This window comes from Pseudorhizobium sp. NPDC055634 (assembly GCF_053618655.1).
Window position 1 is genome coordinate 260,034 of the sequence record NZ_JBSHHW010000002.1, and the last position, 20,068, is coordinate 280,101.

19 protein-coding genes and 1 other RNA gene are annotated in these 20,068 nt (G+C 65.3%); 16 read left to right on the plus strand and 4 right to left on the minus strand.

The window, feature by feature from the left end; all coding sequences use genetic code 11:
* Positions 1-87: 87 nt before the first annotated feature.
* Both ACWGPT_RS04340 and ACWGPT_RS04345 read left to right on the plus strand, forming a co-directional pair.
* The gene (locus tag ACWGPT_RS04340; protein ID WP_452604351.1) at positions 88-843 is read left to right on the plus strand and encodes a 3-deoxy-manno-octulosonate cytidylyltransferase; all 756 of its coding nucleotides are present in this window, start codon (positions 88-90) and stop codon (positions 841-843) included.
* 13 nt (positions 844-856) lie between these two features.
* A complete protein-coding gene (locus ACWGPT_RS04345; protein WP_452604352.1) occupies positions 857-1,720 on the plus strand; it encodes a prephenate dehydratase in 864 nt (287 codons plus the stop codon).
* Positions 1,721-1,724: 4 nt separating this feature from the next.
* Here the strand turns inward: ACWGPT_RS04345 and nudC are convergent, their stop codons facing one another.
* Entirely contained in the window at positions 1,725-2,684 is a 960-nt protein-coding gene (gene nudC, locus ACWGPT_RS04350; RefSeq protein ID WP_452604353.1) for an NAD(+) diphosphatase, read from the minus strand.
* Between the two features lies 1 nt (position 2,685).
* Positions 2,686-3,090, minus strand: coding sequence for an HIT family protein (locus ACWGPT_RS04355; protein ID WP_452604354.1), 405 nt, complete (start codon positions 3,088-3,090; stop codon positions 2,686-2,688).
* Between the two features lie 87 nt (positions 3,091-3,177).
* Between ACWGPT_RS04355 and ffs the strand changes: the two genes are divergently transcribed.
* From ffs to ACWGPT_RS04375, 4 genes are all read left to right on the plus strand, one after another.
* An RNA gene (gene ffs / locus ACWGPT_RS04360) (signal recognition particle sRNA small type) lies at positions 3,178-3,274 on the plus strand.
* Positions 3,275-3,344: 70 nt separating this feature from the next.
* Positions 3,345-5,210 (plus strand): DNA polymerase III subunit gamma/tau, encoded by a 1,866-nt coding sequence (locus ACWGPT_RS04365; protein WP_452604355.1) that lies wholly within the window; start codon positions 3,345-3,347, stop codon positions 5,208-5,210.
* 15 nt (positions 5,211-5,225) lie between these two features.
* Entirely contained in the window at positions 5,226-5,549 is a 324-nt protein-coding gene (locus ACWGPT_RS04370; protein WP_452604356.1) for a YbaB/EbfC family nucleoid-associated protein, read from the plus strand.
* Positions 5,550-5,573: 24 nt separating this feature from the next.
* Positions 5,574-6,185, plus strand: a complete 612-nt coding sequence (locus tag ACWGPT_RS04375; RefSeq protein WP_452604357.1) for a LysE family translocator — start codon at positions 5,574-5,576, stop codon at positions 6,183-6,185.
* Between the two features lies 1 nt (position 6,186).
* Here ACWGPT_RS04375 and ACWGPT_RS04380 read toward each other — a convergent pair whose 3' ends face one another.
* Positions 6,187-6,816, minus strand: a complete 630-nt coding sequence (locus ACWGPT_RS04380; protein ID WP_452604358.1) for an MOSC domain-containing protein — start codon at positions 6,814-6,816, stop codon at positions 6,187-6,189.
* A gap of 55 nt (positions 6,817-6,871) precedes the next feature.
* Here ACWGPT_RS04380 and recR point away from each other — a divergent pair, with 55 nt between their 5' ends.
* Together recR and ACWGPT_RS04390 are read left to right on the plus strand one after the other, a co-directional pair.
* The gene (gene recR / locus ACWGPT_RS04385; RefSeq protein WP_452604359.1) at positions 6,872-7,477 is read left to right on the plus strand and encodes a recombination mediator RecR; all 606 of its coding nucleotides are present in this window, start codon (positions 6,872-6,874) and stop codon (positions 7,475-7,477) included.
* Positions 7,478-7,487: 10 nt separating this feature from the next.
* Positions 7,488-8,726, plus strand: coding sequence for a lytic murein transglycosylase (locus tag ACWGPT_RS04390; protein WP_452604360.1), 1,239 nt, complete (start codon positions 7,488-7,490; stop codon positions 8,724-8,726).
* A 4-nt stretch (positions 8,727-8,730) separates the two neighbouring features.
* On the opposite strand, the gene ACWGPT_RS04395 is transcribed toward ACWGPT_RS04390, so the two are convergent.
* A complete protein-coding gene (locus ACWGPT_RS04395) occupies positions 8,731-10,359 on the minus strand; it encodes an MFS transporter (protein WP_452604361.1) in 1,629 nt (542 codons plus the stop codon).
* Positions 10,360-10,590: 231 nt separating this feature from the next.
* Between ACWGPT_RS04395 and rimP the strand changes: the two genes are divergently transcribed.
* The 8 genes from rimP (at position 10,591) to ACWGPT_RS04435 (ending at position 19,917) form a co-directional block, all read left to right on the plus strand.
* Positions 10,591-11,178, plus strand: coding sequence for a ribosome maturation factor RimP (rimP, locus tag ACWGPT_RS04400; RefSeq protein ID WP_452604362.1), 588 nt, complete (start codon positions 10,591-10,593; stop codon positions 11,176-11,178).
* 49 nt (positions 11,179-11,227) lie between these two features.
* Positions 11,228-12,835, plus strand: coding sequence for a transcription termination factor NusA (nusA, locus tag ACWGPT_RS04405; RefSeq protein WP_452604363.1), 1,608 nt, complete (start codon positions 11,228-11,230; stop codon positions 12,833-12,835).
* The gene (locus ACWGPT_RS04410) at positions 12,835-13,512 is read left to right on the plus strand and encodes an RNA-binding protein (RefSeq protein WP_452604364.1); all 678 of its coding nucleotides are present in this window, start codon (positions 12,835-12,837) and stop codon (positions 13,510-13,512) included. Before nusA ends, ACWGPT_RS04410 begins: the two co-directional genes overlap by 1 nt.
* Before the next feature lie 101 nt (positions 13,513-13,613).
* Positions 13,614-16,280: a translation initiation factor IF-2 gene (infB, locus tag ACWGPT_RS04415; RefSeq protein ID WP_452604365.1), complete on the plus strand. Its 2,667-nt coding sequence runs from the start codon at positions 13,614-13,616 to the stop codon at positions 16,278-16,280.
* Between the two features lie 78 nt (positions 16,281-16,358).
* Entirely contained in the window at positions 16,359-17,120 is a 762-nt protein-coding gene (gene kduD, locus ACWGPT_RS04420; RefSeq protein ID WP_452604366.1) for a 2-dehydro-3-deoxy-D-gluconate 5-dehydrogenase KduD, read from the plus strand.
* A 218-nt stretch (positions 17,121-17,338) separates the two neighbouring features.
* Positions 17,339-18,499: a tonB-system energizer ExbB gene (gene exbB, locus ACWGPT_RS04425; protein WP_452604367.1), complete on the plus strand. Its 1,161-nt coding sequence runs from the start codon at positions 17,339-17,341 to the stop codon at positions 18,497-18,499.
* 3 nt (positions 18,500-18,502) lie between these two features.
* Positions 18,503-18,991, plus strand: a complete 489-nt coding sequence (gene exbD, locus ACWGPT_RS04430) for a TonB system transport protein ExbD (RefSeq protein ID WP_452604368.1) — start codon at positions 18,503-18,505, stop codon at positions 18,989-18,991.
* A complete protein-coding gene (locus tag ACWGPT_RS04435; RefSeq protein ID WP_452604369.1) occupies positions 18,988-19,917 on the plus strand; it encodes a TonB family protein in 930 nt (309 codons plus the stop codon). Before exbD ends, ACWGPT_RS04435 begins: the two co-directional genes overlap by 4 nt.
* Positions 19,918-20,068: the final 151 nt, after the last annotated feature.

Here is a 20,068-nt window from a genome sequence, read left to right on the forward strand (position 1 = left end):
ATGTCTTTTGCACTGCGGTTGCAACACGATTATACGGCGCCGCGTGAGACTTTTTGACACTGATCAATGCGCTTTTGAAGGACCGAGATGACCAATTTTGCTGCTGATCGGACGCTGGTGCTCATTCCCGCCCGCATGGCCTCGACCCGGCTTCCCGGCAAGCCGCTGGCGGATATTGCCGGGCTGCCGATGATCGTCCAGGTCGCCAGGCGCGCCCGGGAAGCCGATGTCGGGCGAATCATCGTCGCGGTCGACCATCAGGACACATACGAGGCGGTCGCCTCGGCCGGCTTCGAGGTCGTGATGACGCGCGAGGACCACCAGTCGGGTTCCGACCGCATATACGAGGCCGTCCAGAAGGTGGACCCGGAGGGCAGGATCGAGGTTGTCGTCAACGTGCAGGGCGACCTTCCGACGATCGAGCCGGAAGCCGTCCGCGCAGCCCTGCGCCCCCTGGAAAACCCGCAGGTCGACATCGCCACGCTTACGGTGGAAATCACCGAGGAGCACGAGAAAACCAATCCGAACGTCGTCAAGGTTGTCGGTTCGCCGCTTTCACCGGCACGGATGCGCGCGCTCTACTTCACCCGCGCCACGGCCCCGCATGGCCCCGGCCCGCTCTACCACCACATCGGGCTTTACGCATACCGCCGCAAGGCGCTGGAACGGTTCGTCTCGCTCGGGCCGTCCGCTCTCGAAAAGCGCGAGTCGCTCGAGCAGCTGCGGGCGCTTGAAGCCGGCATGCGGATCGACGTGGAAATCGTTGACTCGGTTCCGCTCGGTGTCGATACTCCCGCCGATCTTGAAAAGGCCCGCGCAATTCTCTCCAGCCGCTCCTCCTGAAGGCGCTTTCCCCATGACCCAGAAAACCAACAGGATCGCCTTCCAGGGCGACTTCGGCGCCAATTCCGACATGGCGTGCCGGGACATGTTCCCGACCATGCGGCCGCTCCCCTGCCCGACTTTCGAGGACGCCTTCGTTGCGCTGGAGAGCGGAGAGGCGGATCTGGCAATGATCCCGATCGAGAACACGATCGCCGGGCGCGTGGCCGACATCCATTATCTGCTGCCGGAATCGCGACTGCACATCGTCGGCGAATATTTCATGCCTATCCGCTTCCAGCTGATGGTCCTTCCGGGGACCACCCGGGAAGACGTGCGCACGGTGCACAGCCACATTCACGCGCTCGGCCAGTGCCGCAAGATCATCCGCTCGAACGGCTGGAAGGCGGTCGTCGCCGGGGACACGGCCGGCGCCGCCAAGCTGGTGGCGGAGGAAGGGGACCGCTCCATGGCGGCGCTTGCTCCCCGGCTTGCCGCGGATCTCTACGGGCTGGAAATCCTCGCGGAAAACGTCGAGGACACCGAGAACAACGTCACCCGCTTCGTCATCCTCTCGCGCGATGAGACTTGGGCCAATCGGGACGACGCGTCGGAAATCATCGTCACCACCTTCGTCTTCAATGTCCGCAACATCCCGGCCGCGCTCTACAAGGCGATGGGAGGGTTTGCCACCAACGGCGTCAACATGACCAAGCTGGAGAGCTATCAGCTGGGCGGCAAGTTCGTGGCGACCCAGTTCTACGCCGATATCGAGGGACATCCGGACGATCCGGCGGTGCGGCGGGCGCTCGAGGAGCTGCGATTCTTCTCCGAAAAGGTGCGGATCCTCGGCGTCTACAAGGGTCACCCCATGCGGGGCGCCCTGCAGAAGCATTGAGACCCTAGCGCGGCCAGTCGACCCAGTCGCGGATCAGCTGATAGGCGATCGCGCCCACCGGGGGCGCGAAGAACCTGTCGCCCGGCCGGCCTGCGAGGATGTCCCCGACCTCCTCGCGCGAAAACCACCGGCAATCGGCAATCTCCTGCTCGTCGATCCGGATCTCGGTCGACGTCGCCTCCGCGTAGCATCCGATCATCAGCGAGTGGGGCATGGGCCAGGGCTGCGATGCGTGATAGCGGACGCGGCCGATGCGTATGCCCGATTCCTCAAACGTTTCCCGCCGGACGGCATGCTCGATCGTTTCGCCTGGCTCCACGAAGCCCGCCAGGCACGAATACATCCCCTCCTGGAAATGATGGCTCCGACCGAGCAGGCAGCAATCGCGCTCCTCATCGACGACGAGCATGATCACCACGGGGTCGGTCCGCGGAAATGTCAGGTTTCCGCAGGCGATGCAGACGCGGCGATACCCGCCGAGCCGGCTTTCGGTCGCTGCGCCGCACTTGCCGCAGTATCGATTGGTCGCATTCCAGTTGATAAGGGCTGCCGCCTGGGCCGCCTGCCCGAGCAGTTCCCCGTCGAGCATTCCCTCTCGATAGAGCGCACGCGCCTCGGTCGGCTTGAAGTGGGCGGCCAGGTCCTCGGCCGCCACGCCGACCGGCACGGCGATACGGGGCTCGCCGTTCTCGCAATAGCCGAGAAGGACGGCATTTTCGAAATCCGGCTGCAATTCCATCAACTCGTAGGCTGAAAACAGCGGATCTAGAACCTGCCCGTCATGCTTGAGGATTAGCCGGCTCCCCGTGAAGGCAAGCAGGTGCGTGCCCTCGACCTTGAGCGCCTCCTCCAGGCAATTCTCCTCGCGGTATTCCGATCGCCGGTCGAGGGTATTGCCTGAAAACGCGGTGAGGGTGCTGGCTTCCGGATGCGGCGCGTCGGTATCGAAAAGGGATCCGGTCATGTCAGAGGGCTTCGATCAATGTCTGGAGAAGCCTGTGCTGCGCCCCGTTCTCGTAGGGCTCGGGGGTGCCGTGGCCCCAGATGGGCCCGGGCCAGTTCGGGTCGCCTTCGTTGCGCGCCACCACATGCACGTGCAGCTGGCCGACGACGTTGCCGAGGGCGCCGACATTGATCTTGCGGGCACCGGTCGCCTTCTTCAGCGCTGCGGCCACCTCATTGGTCTCGAAGGTCAGCAGGGTCTGGTCGAGCGGAGTGAGTTCGAAGATTTCGCTGATCCCGGGGCGCTGCGGGACAAGCATCAGCCAGGGCCATCGACGGTCCTTCATCAATCGAAGCTGGCACAGGCCGAAAACCGTCACCAGTTCCGAATCCCGCTCGAGCCTCTCGTCCAGCACGAATTGCCTCAACTACCATTCCTCCGTCGTGACATGAGCCTAGCAGTTTTTTACAGGCTTGGCTTGCATTTGCGAGCGTTATTGCCGATATGTGCGGCGGGAGGTTGGTGGTGGACGAGCCACTCGCCAACCGGGTCAGGTCCGGAAGGAAGCAGCCCTAACGAGCCCGGCACGGGTCGCCGTGCCAGCCTCCCACCCTCTACCATCTTGGTCAGCTTCCGGTCCGGTCAAGAGGCTGGAACGGCCCGCGAAGGCTGGCAGGAATCATGAACGACACCGGGCCCAATTCCAGAGCATTCCCTCCCCCCGGCAGCGGATATCGCGTGCTTGCGCGCAAGTATCGCCCGAAGGACTTCTCTGACCTCATGGTCGGCCAGGAGCCGATGGTCCGCACGCTCACCAATGCCTTCGAGACGGGACGGATAGCCCAGGCCTACATGCTGACCGGGGTGCGCGGCGTCGGCAAGACGACCACCGCCCGCATTCTCGCCAGGGCGCTGAACTACCAGACTGCGGACATCGACCAGCCGACCATCGACCTTCGCATCCCCGGCGAACACTGCCAGGCGATCATGGAAGGCCGGCATGTCGACGTGATCGAGATGGACGCCGCCTCCCATACCGGCATCGACGACATCCGCGAGATCATCGAGCAGGTCCGCTACCGGCCGGTCTCGGCGCGATACAAGGTCTACATCATCGACGAAGTGCACATGCTCTCGACGCAGGCCTTCAATGGTCTGTTGAAGACGCTCGAAGAGCCGCCGGAGCATGTGAAGTTCATCTTCGCAACGACCGAAATCCGCAAGGTGCCGATCACCGTCCTCTCTCGCTGCCAGCGCTTCGACCTGCGCCGCATCAGCGCCGCGGACCTCGTCGGCCTGTTCACCACCATCCTGGAGAAGGAAGGCGTCGTCGCGGACCCCGAAGCGCTGTCGATGGTCGCCCGCGCAGCCGAAGGCTCGGCACGCGACGGCCTTTCGCTGCTGGACCAGGCGATCGCCCACGGCGGCGGGCGCGTCGAAGCCGACACCGTCCGGGGAATGCTTGGCCTTGCTGACAGGGCCCGCATCGTCGACCTCTTCGAACATGTCATCCGCGGTGACGTGACGGCAGCGCTCAGCGAGTTCGAGTCGCAGTATCAGGCGGGCGCCAATCCCGTCGTCGTGCTGACCGACCTTGCCGACTTCACGCATCTCGTGACACGCATCAAGTATATCCCGGAGGCGGCACAGGACCCGTCGCTGAGCGAAGTCGAACGGGTTCGCGGCCAGGAGTTCGCGAATTCCGTGGCCGTCAGCACGCTTTCACGCATCTGGCAGATGTTGCTCAAGGGCATCCCGGAGGCCGAGAACTCGTCGAGGCCGGCAGGCGCGACGGAAATGGTGCTCATCCGCCTTACCCATGCCGCCCATCTTCCGGCACCGGAGGACGCGGCGCGGCGTCTGGGAGAGTTCGGCAATGGCGAAGGTCGGGCCCCTTCCCTGCCCTCGGGCAACGGCGGCCACCCCGCCTCTCCCTCCGTCAATACCCAGGCGGTGGCGCACTCCGCCTCCCCCCAGCGCATGCCCGCAGGCGGGCCGACCGCCATGCTGAAGGCCGTGCCGTCACCGGAACCGCGCGACATGCCCGTCGGGCGCGTCGAGGAACTGCCGTCCCAGAAACCGGTGCCGGCCGTCCCGGTCAACTCGCTCCAGGACGTCGTCGATCTCTGCTCCAAGAACCGCGAGCCGAAACTGAAGGCCCTGGTGCGCAACTTCGTGCGGCTGGTGAAGCTCGAGCCCGGACGGCTCGACATGCGCATGACCAACGGCGCTCCCGCCTCGCTGCCCGGTGAACTCGGCGTCAAGCTCAAGGAATGGACCGGCATTCACTGGGTCATCAGCCTGAGCAACGAGGAGGGCGAGGCCACCCTCGTGGAAAGGGACGCCAGTGTGCGCGAGGCGCGGCTGACGGATGCCCGTGCCGATCCGGACGTGGCGGCCATCCTGGCGCAGTTTCCCGGCGCCCGCATCACGGACGTGCGGATTCGCGCCGTCGAGGACGATGCCGGAGACGACGAAATTGCGCCACCGGCAGTGGCAGAATCCGCCGAGGGAGACATCCTGCCCGGCGACGACATCGAACTATAAGAGAAGGACTGGACGATGCGCGACATCATGGGCATGATGGGCAAGGTCAAGGAAATGCAGGCCAAGATGGAGAAGGTGCAGGCGGATATCGCCGCACTGGAAGTCGAGGGAACGTCTGGCGGCGGGCTGGTGACAGTCCGCCTGAGCGGCAAGGGCGACATGCTCGGCCTGAAGATCGATCCATCGCTCTTCAAGGAAGATGACGTCGAAATCCTCGAAGACCTGATCGTTGCGGCCCATCAGGACGCCAAGAAGAAGGCCGAAAGCACGGCCGCCGAAATGACCCGGGAACTCACCGCCGGGCTGCCGATTCCTCCGGGGATGAAGCTGCCCTTCTGACCTTCCTGGTTGTCGGAGGACGCCATGACACTCGCCTCCCTGCTTGTTTTTGCGACTACCCTTTTCGTTGCTGCCGGATCTCCGGGCCCAAGTATCGCTGCTCTCGTGGCGCGCGTCCTCTCGCGGGGCGCGCGTGATGTGTTGCCGTTCCTCCTGGCCATGTGGGTCGGCGAGGCGATCTGGCTGTCGCTGGCGGTCGCCGGTCTTGCGGCGATCGCGGAAAGCTTCCAGCCGGTCTTTGTCGCCATCAAATGGATCGGCGTCGGCTATCTTCTCTATCTGGCCTGGAAGATGTGGTTCTCCGAGCCCGCCGAACCGGGCGAGGCCATTCCGGAAAGCCGTTCGGCGCTCAAGATGTTCATCGCCGGGCTGACGGTGACGCTCGGCAATCCGAAGATCATGATCTTCTACGTGGCGCTTCTGCCCTCGATCATCGATCTTGCGGGCGTCACACCGGTGGGATGGCTGGAATTGCTGGGCGCGATGTTCCTGACGCTGGTGGTCGTGCACCTGAGCTGGGTCATGCTTGCCGCGCGTGCACGGCAGTTCCTGAGGAGCCGCCGGGCCGTGAAGATCGCCAACCGGGTCTCGGCAGGCACGATGGCAGGCGCGGCGGCGGCCATCGCGGCGCGCTGAACTAGAACTTCGCCGGCTTTCCAGCTTCGATCGCGGCACGCATGTCCGCGTGGATGGGGGCGGACAGGAACCGTCTCCCATCCTCTTCGGAGAGACGTTTTCCGAACTTCGTCATCATCTCCGGAATGCCTATCCTGGGGCCTTCGAACGGGTGGTGCCGGACCTCGTCGCCCGCCCGGACGGTGCCGGGTTCAATCACCCTGCAATAGATCCCCGGCCGGCCGGCGCGGATATAGTCCTTGACGATGGCCGGGCTCTCCATCCGTGCGGCGAGCGTCGCGCACGGGGTGCGCGGGGATGTGGCTTCAAGCACGACGCTGCCGATCATGAAGCGATCGCCCGCCGAAACGTCCCGGTTATCGAGACCGGCGACCACGATGTTTTCGCCGAAGGTACCGGGCGCGATCTCGTAGCTCAGTTGCGCCGACCACCAGTCGAGCGTCAGCGACCCCTCGAGCAGCACGGCCTGCTCCTCGCCGCCGTGGTACTTGCCGTTGCAGATCGCATCGCCGGCAAGCCCCTCGCGGCCGATCATGACGGGCCCGTCCACCGGCGCCTTGAAAATTCCCGTCCTGAGACGCCTGCCCGGCAGTGCCTGCGGACGACCGAGACAGACAGCGAGAAGTTTCATGGCGATCGGTCCTTCAATGATTCCGTTCGACGGGCATATGGGCTAAAGGGAGGACATGGCAAAGCGCGTTACCGGTCCCGAAATCGAAAAGCTCATCCAGTTGCTGGCAAAGGTCCCCGGCCTCGGGCCCCGCTCGGCGCGACGGGCGGCCCTTCACCTGATCAAGAAGAAGGAGCAGTTGCTCGGCCCGCTCGGCCAGGCGATGGGCGAGGCCTATGACAAGGTGAAGGTCTGCTCGCGCTGCGGCAATGTCGATACGGTCGATCCCTGTACCGTCTGCACCGACACGCGCCGGGACCAGTCGATGATCATCGTCGTCGAGGACGTCTCGGACCTCTGGGCCCTCGAACGGGCGGGAGCCATGAATGCCGCCTATCACGTGCTCGGGGGGACGCTTTCGCCGCTCGACGGGGTCGGGCCGGATGACCTAAACATCCGCCCGCTGATCGAGAGGGTGAGCGAAGGCGGCGTCCGGGAGGTCATCATCGCCGTCAACGCGACGGTCGAGGGACAGACGACAGCACACTATATAACCGACCAGTTGGCGGGTCTCGACGTGAAGATCACCCGGCTTGCCCATGGCGTGCCGGTGGGCGGCGAACTCGACTACCTCGACGAGGGAACGCTGACGGCAGCGCTTCGGGCGCGGACGGCGATCTGAGGAGGAAACCATGCGAAAATTCGCTCTCGCCGTCGCCGCGGTGCTTGCCCTTCTTCCCGCCTCGGCTGATGCCGCGTCTCGCCAGGACGTCGAGATGCAGTTCCAGCGATGGATCACCGGTGATCTGGCCGCCGAGGCCAAACGGAACGGCATTTCTGACAAGACGCTTGCCAGCGCATTCCAGGGCGTGACGCTCAACTGGGACCTGCCCGACCTCGTGCCGCCCGGCAGCAAGCCGCCCCCGAGCCAGGACCAGAGCCAGGCGGAGTTTTCGTCGCCCGGCGCCTATTTTTCCGAGAAGCGCCTGCAGGGCCTCGCCGCCAGGGGACGAAGCCTCGCCGCCCAGCACAGCAAGACACTGGCCCGGGTCGAGGCCACCTACGGCGTCCCCGGCGAGATCATCGTCGCCATATGGGGCCGCGAGTCGGGCTTCGGCCGGGCAAAGCTTCCGCACTCGGCAATCGAGGTGCTGGCGACGAAGGCCTTCATGTCGACCCGCAGGGACATGTTCGGCTCTGAACTGATCGCGGCGCTGCACATGATCGAGGGCGGCGACATCACCGCGTCGAAGATGATGGGCTCCTGGGCCGGCGCGCTTGGCCAGCCGCAGTTTCTTCCTTCGAGCTACCTGAAATATGCCGTGGACTTCGACGGCGACGGTCGCCGCGACATCTGGAACTCGGTGCCTGACAGCCTTGCCTCGATCGCCAACTATCTGGCCCGTGAAGGATGGCAGAAGGGCCGCGACTGGGGATTTGAAGTGACGCTCCCCGAGAGTGTCAGCTGCGCCCAGGAAGGGCCCGACCTTGCCAGGCCGATTTCCTCCTGGGCCGGCAGCGGGATCGTGCGAGCCTCCGGGCGCGGCTTTCCCGACGATGAACTCCGGGCGGAGGGCATGATGCTCGTGCCGGCCGGCAGGCACGGGCCCCAGTTCATCGTGACCCCGAATTTCTACGTCCTCAAGCAATACAACAACTCGGACCTCTACGCCCTCTTCATCGGCAACCTCGCGGACCGGATCGCCCATGGCGGGGGATCGTTCCGGCAGTCCTGGGGCGATGTCGGGCGGATGAAGCGCTCAGACGTGCTGGCGATGCAGAAGACGCTCGTGGCACAGGGCTATGATGTCGGAAAGGTGGACGGGCTTGCCGGCTACAAGACCCGCCGTTCGCTCGGCGACTGGCAGGCGAAGAACGGCCTCGCCCCAACCTGTTTCCCGAGCGCATCGCTGAAGGGCCGCCTGCAATAGTCCGTCAATGCGGATCGATGTGCGGCTGGTGGAAGACATCGTTCGTCGTCGACGGGATGGCCTGGCGCTCGATCATCCGGTGGACGCGCACCTGTTCGCCGCGGTGAAGCGCCAGTATCCGGTCCGTCGTCTCAGCATCGGCCTGCGTGCGGCGCTGGTTGTGCCGGACATATTCCACCCATGTCGGCACATGGTAGGTCTCGGTCCAGATTTCCGGATACTGGAGATCGCGCATCAGGGCCCAGTTGCGCGCGCCGTCGCGAATGCGGATGCGGCGGCGCTCGGCCATCAGCGACAGGAATTCCGGCAGGTCCTCGTCGGCGATGTCGTAGTCCACCTGGATGACGATCGGCCCGCTTCGGGGCTGGATCTCCAGGCTGAGCGACGGCTCGACGAAGCGGTTGAGGGGATCGAGGTTCAGGGAGCGGAAATCCGGCATGGGCAGCCGTAGGCCCAGGGCGGCGCCGGCCAGCATCAACAGGCTGGACGAAACCAGGGCATTGGCGGGACCGAGGTCTTCCGCCCATTGACCCCAGAGCCAGCTGCCGGCCGCAATGCCTCCGAAGGTGGCGGTCTGGTATAGGGAAAGCGCACGACCCACGACCCAGCGCGGTGTCGAAAGCTGCACGACCGTATTGAGGAGCGACAGGGTCACGACCCAGCATATGCCTGCTAGAACCAGCGCCACGAAGGTAATGGCGCTCGATCCGCTGAGGCCGATGATCGCCGCGCTGATAGCAAATCCCGTGAAGCTTACGCGGACGATAGCCTCGCTTCGCAGCCGCTGCCGGATGTGCGCGTTCAGGAAGGCACCGGCGATCCCGCCGACGCCGAAGGCGCCGAACATGATACCATAGGTCAGCGCCCCGCCGTCCAGGATATCGCGGGCAACGACCGGGAGCAGTGCCAGCACCGAACCTGCCGACAGGCCGAAGACGAAGCCACGGAGCATGACCTTTTCGAGGTTCGGCGACATGGCGACATAGCGGAAGCCGGCCGAAATGGCACTGCCCAGTGCCTCTCGGGGGAGCGGGTTATTCGGAACCTCCGGTCTCCAGCGGAGCAGCGCATAGATCAGCGCGAAGTAGCTGACGGCATTGACCGCAAAGGCAGCGGCTGCCCCGGCCACCGCGACGATCACACCCCCGAGCGCGGGCCCGACGCTTCTCGTGATGTTGAAGCCTGCGCTGTTGAGCGAGACCGCTTCCGGCAGGTCCGGTCGCGGGACGATGTCGCCGACGGAGGCCTGCCAGGACGGGTTGTGGAGGGCCGTACCCGATCCGATGACGAAGGTGAACATCAGCAACAGCCAGGGGGTCAGGAGGTCGAGCGCAGCGACGGTCGTCAGCAGGAGAGAGGCGGCGAGCATCAGGAACTGCGCCGTCAACATGACCCTGCGCCGGTCGAAGCTGTCCGCCAGCGCGCCGGAGACGACGGAGAACAGCATGATCGGCAGGGCCGTCGACGCCTGGACCAGGGCAACCAGGTTTTCGGACGTGGTGAGCGCGGTCATCATCCACGCCGCACCGACCGCCTGTACGAGACCTCCCAGGTTGGATGCCATGCTGGCAATCCACATGCTGCGATAGGTCGGGTGGCGTAGCGGGGCGAACGGCGATCGGGAGTCTGTCACGCAGGAATCCAACTGTCTGCAGGTGAAGCCTCGAGTATAGGGCGGGCTTGGACAGATGCCAGCCCGGATGAGACTGGGGGCCCGCACTTGCAAAAGCCGACCGGAGCACGTATATGGGACCCATATTCTTGATCGTTTGATGAAGAGTGGGGCCTCACCGGGACCCGCTCTTTTTTGTTAGGCGATCGACACGGGCCGAGGCTCATCTGGCAACGACGACCGAAAGTTTCCATGTCGCAAACCGAAAACGAACCGCGCATCATCATCGAGACAGGGCTCGACCTGAGGGTCGCCGAAATCATCGAGCCGGTGCTTTCCGGCATGGGCTACAGGCTCATCCGGGTGCGGATGCTGAACCAGAACGGCCTGACGCTGCAGATCATGGCCGAGCGGCACGACGGCACGATGACCGTCGAGGACTGCGAAGCGATCTCCACGGCGATTTCACCCGTCCTGGATGTGGAAGATCCGATCGATAAGGCATATCATCTCGAGGTGTCGTCGCCCGGCATAGACCGGCCGATGGTCCGCAAGTCCGATTTCTCGCGCTGGCAGGGCCATATCGTGAAGTGCGAGACATCGATCATGGTCGACAACCGCAAGCGGTTCCGCGGCAAGATCACCGAGGCGAATGAAGAAGGCTTCACGATAGAGCGCGACCAGGTAGCGTATGGCGAGGCGCCGAGCGTCACCATCCCCTTCTCGGCGCTCTCGGAAGCAAAGCTGATCCTGACGGATGACCTGATCCGGGATGCGCTGCGCGCCGACAAGCTGGCAAAGGCGCAGGCCGCAAACCAGAACGGCGAAGACGACGAATAACAATCGGCCGATCGGCCGCTACCCTTTCGACTGACGGAGACGAACGACAATGGCAGTGAGTGCAAACCGGCTTGAGCTTCTGCAGATCGCGGATGCAGTGGCACGTGAGAAGGTCATCGACCGCGAGATCGTGCTGGCCGCGATGGCCGACGCCATCCAGAAGGCTGCGCGCTCCCGCTACGGTTCGGAAACCAACATCCGCGCCGACATCAACTCCAAGACCGGCGAAATCCGCCTTCAGCGCCTTCTCGAAGTCGTCGAGCAGGCCGAGGACTACGGCACGCAGATCCCGCTGGAACTGGCGCGCGACCGCAACCCGGACGCCAAGATCGGGGACTTCATCGCCGACCCGCTGCCGCCGATGGACTTCGGCCGCATTGCGGCGCAGTCCGCCAAGCAGGTGATCGTGCAGAAGGTCCGCGAAGCCGAGCGTGACCGCCAGTACGACGAGTTCAAGGACCGCGTCGGCGAGATCGTCAACGGCACCGTCAAGCGCGTCGAATACGGCAACGTCATCGTCGATCTTGGCCGCGGCGAAGGCATTATCCGCCGCGACGAGATGATCCCGCGCGAGACCATGCGCTACGGCGACCGCGTCCGCGCCTACGTCTACGACGTGCGTCGCGAACAGCGCGGCCCGCAAATCTTCCTATCGCGTACCCATCCGCAGTTCATGGTGAAGCTCTTCACCATGGAAGTTCCGGAAATCTACGACGGCATCATCGAGATCAAGTCGGTTGCCCGCGACCCCGGCTCCCGCGCCAAGATCGCCGTCATTTCGAACGATTCCTCCATCGATCCGGTCGGCGCCTGCGTCGGTATGCGCGGTTCGCGCGTCCAGGCGGTCGTCGGCGAATTGCAGGGCGAAAAGATCGACATCATTCCGTGGTCCAACGATCCGGCATCCTTCATCGTCAACGCGCTGCAGCCGGCCGAAGTCGCCAAGGTCGTTCTCGATGAGGATGCGGAACGCATCGAAGTCGTGGTTCCCGACGAGCAGCTGTCGCTCGCCATCGGCCGCCGCGGCCAGAACGTCCGCCTTGCGTCGCAGCTGACCGGCTGGGACATCGACATCCTGACGGAACAGGAAGAGTCGGAGCGCCGGCAGAAGGAATTCAACGAGCGCACCAACCTCTTCATGGAAGCGCTCGACGTCGACGAGATGGTCGGCCAGGTGCTTGCTTCGGAGGGCTTCGCCGCCGTCGAGGAACTCGCCTATGTCGATCTCGACGAAATTTCCTCCATCGAGGGCTTCGACGAAGACACCGCGCAGGAGATCCAGACCCGCGCCCGCGAATACCTCGAGAAGATCGAGGAAGAAATGGATACCAAGCGCAAGGAACTCGGCGTCCAGGACGAGCTTCGCCAGATCGACGGCCTGAACGGCCAGATGCTGGTTGCCCTCGGCGAGGACGGCATCAAGACCGTCGAGGACTTCGCCGGCTGCGCCGCAGACGACCTCGTCGGATGGAGCGAACGCAAGGACGGAGAGACCAAGAAGTTCGAGGGCATCTTCTCCAAGTTCGACGTTTCCCGCCCCGAGGCGGAGAACATGATCGTCCAGGCCCGCCTGCTCGCAGGCTGGATCACCGAGGAAGACCTCGCGGCTGAACAGGCTGAAGAAGTCGAGGAGGCGGAAGCCGCCACCGAGGAATGATGGCGGAGGACGTCGCCCAGGAGCATGACGATGTGGAACTGGTCGTGAATGATCGCACCTGCATCGTCACCCGCGAGGCGGTCTCGCCGGAAATGCTGATCCGGTTCGTTGCAGGACCGGACGGCACGGTGACGCCGGACCTCAAGCGGCAGCTGCCGGGACGGGGCTGCTGGATCAAGGCGGAGCGGGAACTTGTCGATCGCGCCGTGCAGCGCAAGCTTTTCTCCCGTGCCCTCAAGCGGGAGGTGAAGGCCGGCCCCGAACTCGGGGCCCTCGTCGATCGGCTGATGGCGGCCGATCTCGTGGGGATGATGAACCTCGCCCGGAAAGCGGGCCAGTTCGTCAGCGGCGCCATGAAAGTGGACGCGGCTGTCCGGTCCGGAGAGGCGCTCGCGGTATTCCACGCCGCCGATGCGGCCGCCGACGGCGTACGCAAGATAGACCAGGCCCGCAAGGCCTGGAAACTCGGCACGAATGCCGAAGAAGACATACCGTCCTTTTCGTTCTTCACGGGAGCGGAAATGGACGATCTGTTAGGCCAGAATGCTTTTATCCATGCCGCGGCGCTTGCCGGACAGGCGGGTGAGGGTGTAGTGAAGCGCGCAACCATGCTCGAAAAGTACCGCGGTGCCGGTCAATCGGGAGCAGGTGGCGGCGCACGCCGGCCACAGACATGACGCGGTCACCGGCAGCAGCCGGCCGCCGCACCGAGAGACACGCATTGAAAAACGAGGTCTGATGTCCGTCATCCGTCCTCGTTTGAAGGAACAGGAACGGAATGACCGACAACAACGACGACAAGACGCTCGGAGTCAAGAAGACCCTCACCCTGAAGCCTTCGGGAGTGAGCCAGGGCACGGTGCGCCAGGACATGGGCCGCGGCCGCACCAAGGCGGTGGTGGTCGAGACCCGCAAGCGCCGTCCGATCCGCCCCGAAGACGACAAACCGGCATTCACGGCACCGGCTCCCGCAGCAGCACGCGCACCGGAACCGGTAGCGCCCGCGCCGCGCCAGCCGCAGGCACCCGTACCCCGCGTCCATCAACCGTCTCCCCAGGGCCAGCGTCCCGCCGCACCGTCGTCGCAGGGACGCCAGCCGGAACGCCCGCGCGGCGCGGTTCTGCACGACCTTTCCGCCGGCGAGATGGAAGCGCGTCGCCGCGCCCTCCAGGAAGCCCAGGCGCGCGAAGTGATCGAGGCCAAGCAGAGGGCCGAGGACGAAGCACGCCGCAAGGTTGAAGAAGAACGCCGCAAGGCCGAGGAAGCAGCCGAGGCAGCCCGTCGCGCTGCCGAGCCCGCTCCGGTCGAGGAGCCCGCACCCCAGGCCGAGGCACCGGTCGCCGCCGCTCCGGCCGCGGCTGCCGCAAGGCCGGCCGCTGCCCGTCCGCAGCCTGCTGCGCCGGCAACTCCGGTCGCTGGCCGCGGCCGCAGAGCCGGCGACGAGGAGGAAGAGGACCGCGCTGCACCGCGTGGCCTGCCTTCGCGTGGTCGCGCTCCCGTGCCCGCACCGGCCAAGGTCCCGCCGCGTCCCAAGACCGACGAGGAGCGCCGCCGCGGCAAGCTGACCGTCACCACCGTCAGCACCGACGACGAGGGAACGCCGTCGCGCGGTCGCTCGCTCGCATCGATGCGCCGTCGGCAGGAGAAGTTCCGCCGTAGCCAGATGCAGGAACCGCGCGAAAAGGTCATGCGCGAGGTCATCCTGCCGGAAACCATCACCATCCAGGAACTGTCGCAGCGCATGTCCGAACGCGCCGTCGACGTCATCAAGTTCCTGATGAAGGAAGGCCAGATGATGAAGCCGGGCGACGTCATCGACGCCGACCTCGCTGAACTCATCGCCGTCGAATTCGGCCACACCGTCAAGCGCGTATCCGAATCCGACGTCGAGGAAGGCATTTTCGATGTCGCGGACGACGAAGGCGAGATGCTGCCGCGCCCACCGGTGGTCACCATCATGGGCCACGTCGACCACGGCAAGACGTCGCTGCTCGACGCCATCCGCCAGGCCAATGTGGTCGCCGGCGAAGCAGGTGGCATCACCCAGCATATCGGTGCCTACCAGGTCGAGCAGAACGGTCAGAAGATCACCTTCATCGATACGCCCGGCCACGCGGCCTTCACCGCAATGCGTGCCCGTGGTGCGCAGGCGACCGACATCGCGATCCTCGTGGTCGCGGCCGACGACAGCGTGATGCCGCAGACGATCGAGTCCATCAACCACGCCAAGGCGGCCAACGTGCCGATCATCGTGGCGATCAACAAGGTCGACAAGCCGACGGCCAATGCACAGAAGGTCCGCACGGAACTCCTGCAGCATGAGGTCTTCGTCGAAAGCATGGGCGGCGAAGTGCTCGACGTCGAGGTCTCGGCCAAGAACAAGACCAATCTCGACAAGCTGCTCGAAGCGATCCTGCTGCAGGCCGAAATCCTCGACCTGAAGGCCAATCCGAACCGGACGGCCGAAGGCACGGTCATCGAAGCGCAGCTCGACCGTGGCCGCGGCGCCGTCGCGACGGTCCTCGTCCAGAAGGGCACGCTGAGGCCCGGCCAGATCCTGGTCGCAGGCGACCAGTGGGGCCGCGTTCGCGCGCTCGTCACGGACAAGGGCGAGCATGTGAAGGAAGCCGGGCCGGCCACGCCGGTGGAAGTTCTCGGCCTGTCGGGTACGCCCGCGGCCGGCGATCGCTTCGCGGTCGTCGAAAGCGAGAGCCGCGCACGCGAGATCACCGAGTACCGCCAGCGGCTTGCCCGCGACAAGGCGGCTGCCCGCCAGTCCGGCTCGCGCGGTTCGCTCGAGCAGATGATGACGCAGCTTCAGAGCTCCGGCCTGAAGGAATTCCCGCTGCTGATCAAGGGCGACGTGCAGGGCTCGATCGAAGCCATCGCCGGCGCGCTGGAGAAGCTCGGAACCGACGAAGTGCGGGTCCGGATCGTCCATTCGGGCGCAGGCGCCATCACCGAGTCCGACATCTCGCTGGCGGAGGCGTCGAACGCCGCGATCATCGGCTTCAACGTTCGCGCCAATGCGCAGGCCCGTGCGGCCTCCGAGCGCTCCGGTATCGAGATTCGCTACTACAACATCATCTACGACCTGGTGGATGACGTGAAGGCGGCTATGTCCGGCCTGCTGTCGCCTGAACGGCGCGAAACCTTCCTCGGCAATGCCGAGATCCTGGAGGTGTTCAACATCACCAAGATCGGCAAGGTCGCGGGTTGCCGCGTAACCGAAGGCAAGGTCGAGCGTGGTGCAGGCGTTCGCCTTCTGCGCGACAACGTCGTCATCCACGAAGGCAAGCTCAAGACGCTCAAGCGCTTCAAGGACGAAGTGGCGGAAGTGCCGGTCGGCCAGGAATGCGGCATGGCCTTCGAGAACTACGAGGACATTCGCGCAGGCGACGTCATCGAGTGCTTCCGCGTGGAGCACATCACCCGCACGCTCTAAGCGACGGGGCACAGCATCAGGGGCCGCCGGAAAGAGATTTCCGGCGGCTTTTTCTTGTCACATGCGGAGGAGCAAGACGTGACCATATCATTCGACCTGACCGGCAAGACGGCGATCGTGACCGGAGCGAATACCGGCCTCGGCCAAGCGATCGCGGTGGCACTCGCGGGGGCGGGCGCAGACGTCGCGCTGGTCGGCCGCTCGTCCATGGCCGAAACGGAAGCCGCCATCGCCAAGGACGGCCGCGGCAGGGGCCACTTCATCAAGGCGAACCTTTCGACGATCGAACCAGTGCAGGACGTGATCGCGCAAACGCTCGCATGGAGCGGCAGGGCGGACATCCTCGTCAACAATGCCGGCATCATCCGCCGCGCCGATGCCGTGGACTTTACGGAGGCCGACTGGGACGACGTCATGGACGTCAACCTGAAGAGCGTCTTCTTCCTGAGCCAGGCCTTCGCCCGCCACCTGATCGCGGAAGGCAAGGGCGGCAAGATCGTCAACATCGCCTCGCTGCTTTCCTTCCAGGGAGGCATCCGCATCCCCTCCTATACCGCGTCCAAGAGCGGCCTTGCGGGCCTTACCCGCCTTCTGGCCTGCGAATGGGCGGGCAAGGGTATCAACGTCAACGCGATTGCCCCGGGTTACTTCGAGACCAACAATACGGAGGCCCTGCGCAAGGACCCGGATCGCAACGCCGCGATCCTCGGCCGCATTCCCGCAGGACATTGGGGCCGGCCGGACGAACTGGGCGGCGCTGCCGTCTTCCTGGCGTCGCCGGCATCGGACTATGTTCACGGCGTCGTGCTGCCGGTCGACGGCGGCTGGCTCGCCCGCTGAGCAGAATTTCCGGCGGACACTTGCCACGGCAAGTTCCGTCGGAAGGGCTCTGTTGCGGCGGGTGCAGATTCCGATGAGCAGGTTGAAGATTTATTTGTTGCCAACCAAACTCATGTTTATTATCGAGTGGCCGTGAAAGAGATCGGGCCAATCCGGTCTTCCGTTCCGGAGCCCGGGTCGTCGTGAACGACCAGGCTCGCATTCCGGAGAGCCTGAAAATGTCGATAGCGCCCGCCCGTCTTCCACATCGCCCCCTGCTGGCGCCTGCCTTCCTCGGCGCCCTGCTGCTCGCCCTGCCCGCGCAGGCGCAGGACGTCGCGCCGCCGCCGGCGGCCTCGCAGGCCAGCCCCGCCGAACCCGCAGCGCAGACGCCGCCCGTCCCGGTACAGGCCCCGGCCGTCGCGCCCGCCCCCGAAGCCGGCGGCAATCAGGCGACCACCACAGAAGCTGCACCTCCGGCCGCGGCTGCGCAGGCGCCGGCACCCGCTTCCGATCAGCCGGCACCCGCGGCGGCACCCGGGCTGCCGGGCCCCGTCGACGCGACAGCTTCCACGAATGCAGAGGCCGCGACCGGAGCGCCGGACGCGACCGAGGCCCCGGCTGTCGGCGTCCCGGCAATGATGCAGGATCTGCTGCCGGCCGGCGAACGCTCCGACATCCCGCACGACCTGTCGCCATGGGGAATGTTCATGGCCGCCGACTGGGTGGTCAAGGCCGTGATGATCGGTCTTGCCTTCGCCTCGCTGGTAACCTGGACCGTCTGGCTGGCAAAGACGCTGGAGCTTGCCGGTGCCCGGGCGCGTGCAGGCGGCACGCTGAAGATCATCCGCGGCTCCGCGACCCTTGCCGACGCGATCAACGAGCTTGGCAAGCGCGGCGGTCCCGCCGCCCTGATGCTGCGTTCGGCAGCCGACGAGGTACGCCTTTCCGAAGCAGCGCTCGATCACGCCCATAACGGCGGGGTGAAGGAACGGGTCGCCTCCTCGCTCTCCCGCATCGAATCCTATGCCGGCCGGCGCATGTCGCGCGGCACCGGCGTTCTTGCGACGATCGGCTCCACCGCTCCCTTCGTCGGCCTGTTCGGCACTGTCTGGGGGATCATGAACTCCTTCATCGGGATCTCGGAATCGCAGACGACGAACCTCGCAGTCGTGGCACCCGGCATCGCCGAAGCCCTCCTTGCGACCGCCATCGGCCTTGTCGCCGCGATCCCGGCCGTCGTCATCTATAACGTCTTTGCCCGTTCTATCACCGGCTACCGCCAGCTCCTGGCTGATGCGGCCGCAGGCGTCGAGCGGCTGGTCAGCCGCGACCTCGACTTCCGCAAGGTGCCGCCCGGCAGCCGCAAGGCGACCGTCTCCCTCGTGGCGGGAGAATGATCGATGGCCGGCGGCATCCGCGAAAACCACGGTGACGAACTCGCCGAGAACCACGAGATCAACGTAACGCCGTTCATCGACGTGATGCTGGTGCTGCTGATCATCTTCATGGTGGCGGCGCCGCTTGCAACGGTGGACGTGAACGTCGACCTTCCCGCCTCCTCGGCGCAGCCGGCCGAGCGGCCGGACGAGCCACTCTACCTCACCGTCAAGGAAGACCTCGGCCTCAATCTCGGAAATGACCCGGTCCAGCGCGAGCAGCTGGCGATGACCCTCGACCGGGTGACCGAAGGCGACAAGGACACGCGGATCTTCCTGCGCGCCGACAAGGCGATCGAGTACGGCCAGTTCATGGAAGTCATGAACCTGCTGCGCGACGCCGGCTACCTCAAGATCGCGCTTGTTGGCCTGGAGACGCTCCCCGGTGCAGCGCCCGCCGCGCCGGCGCAGGCGGCCCCGGCAGTTTCTCCAGCGAGCGGAGGAACGCAATGACGCTCCTCGCCCCCCGGCCGGGCCGCGCCGGCCGGTTCGGAGAACTGGCGCTCTGGTCGTCGGCGGCAATCATCGTCCTGACGGCGCATATTGCAGGGGCCGCAGTCCTGCTGCGCCAGGAGCCCGAGGCAGCGGCCGACCAGGGACCGCCTGCCGCGATCATGATCGAGCTTGCGGCCGAGCCGGAAGCTGCGAACACCGAAGAGGACCAGGTCGCGACGGACGAGACAGATACCCGGGAGGTCGCCAGCAACCAGACCGAGCCCGTCGAGGAGCCGCTGCCCGAACCACTGCCGGAACCGTTGCCCGAGCCTGTGGACCCTCCGCCTCCGGAAGAGATCGCCGAGCCGATCGAACCGACCCCGGAACCCGAGCCCGTTCGACCGGAGCCCGAGATCACCGAAACCATTCCCGAGCCGCCGCTGGAGCCCGTAGAGGAAATCGACCCGATCGAAGAGCAGATGATCGCGGCGCTGGAGAATGTGGAAGTCCCCCTGCCCGTCTCGCGACCTCCTCCACCGCCGGAGCCGAAGAAGCAGCCCCCGAAGCGCGTCCAGAAGCAGCCCCAGGCCTCCAAGGCGACGCAGCAGGCCAAGCTCCAGACGAAGCCCTCCGAACGCACGGCGGCCAGCCAGACGACCGTTGGCTCCACGCAGTCGTCCGTATCGCCCGCAAAATGGAGGTCCCGCGTACGGGCAAAGATCATGCGCAACACGCGCAGGTGCCCCGGTAATGATACGGGGACTGCCGCCGTTCGCTTCAGCTTCGACGGCAAGGGCAATATCACCAATGTCTCGCTCTCGAGGTCTTCGGGGAACTCTGCGATCGACAATTACATTGTCGGCGCCGTTCGCCGCGCGTCGCCGATTCCGGCACCGCCTGAGGGGGTTGCGGGCTATCTCGACCAGGGGCTGGAATGCAACTGAGATCGGCTGCGTAGCCGGGCGCACTGCGCTCGGCGGCACGCCTCTATTTCCTTTAGCTACGCCATGCAACGCCATGCGCTTGAGGTCGAAGCTCCCGGACGAGACGTAAAAACGACGTCCTGAAACGGAAAAAGCCCGACGCGGGAGGAGG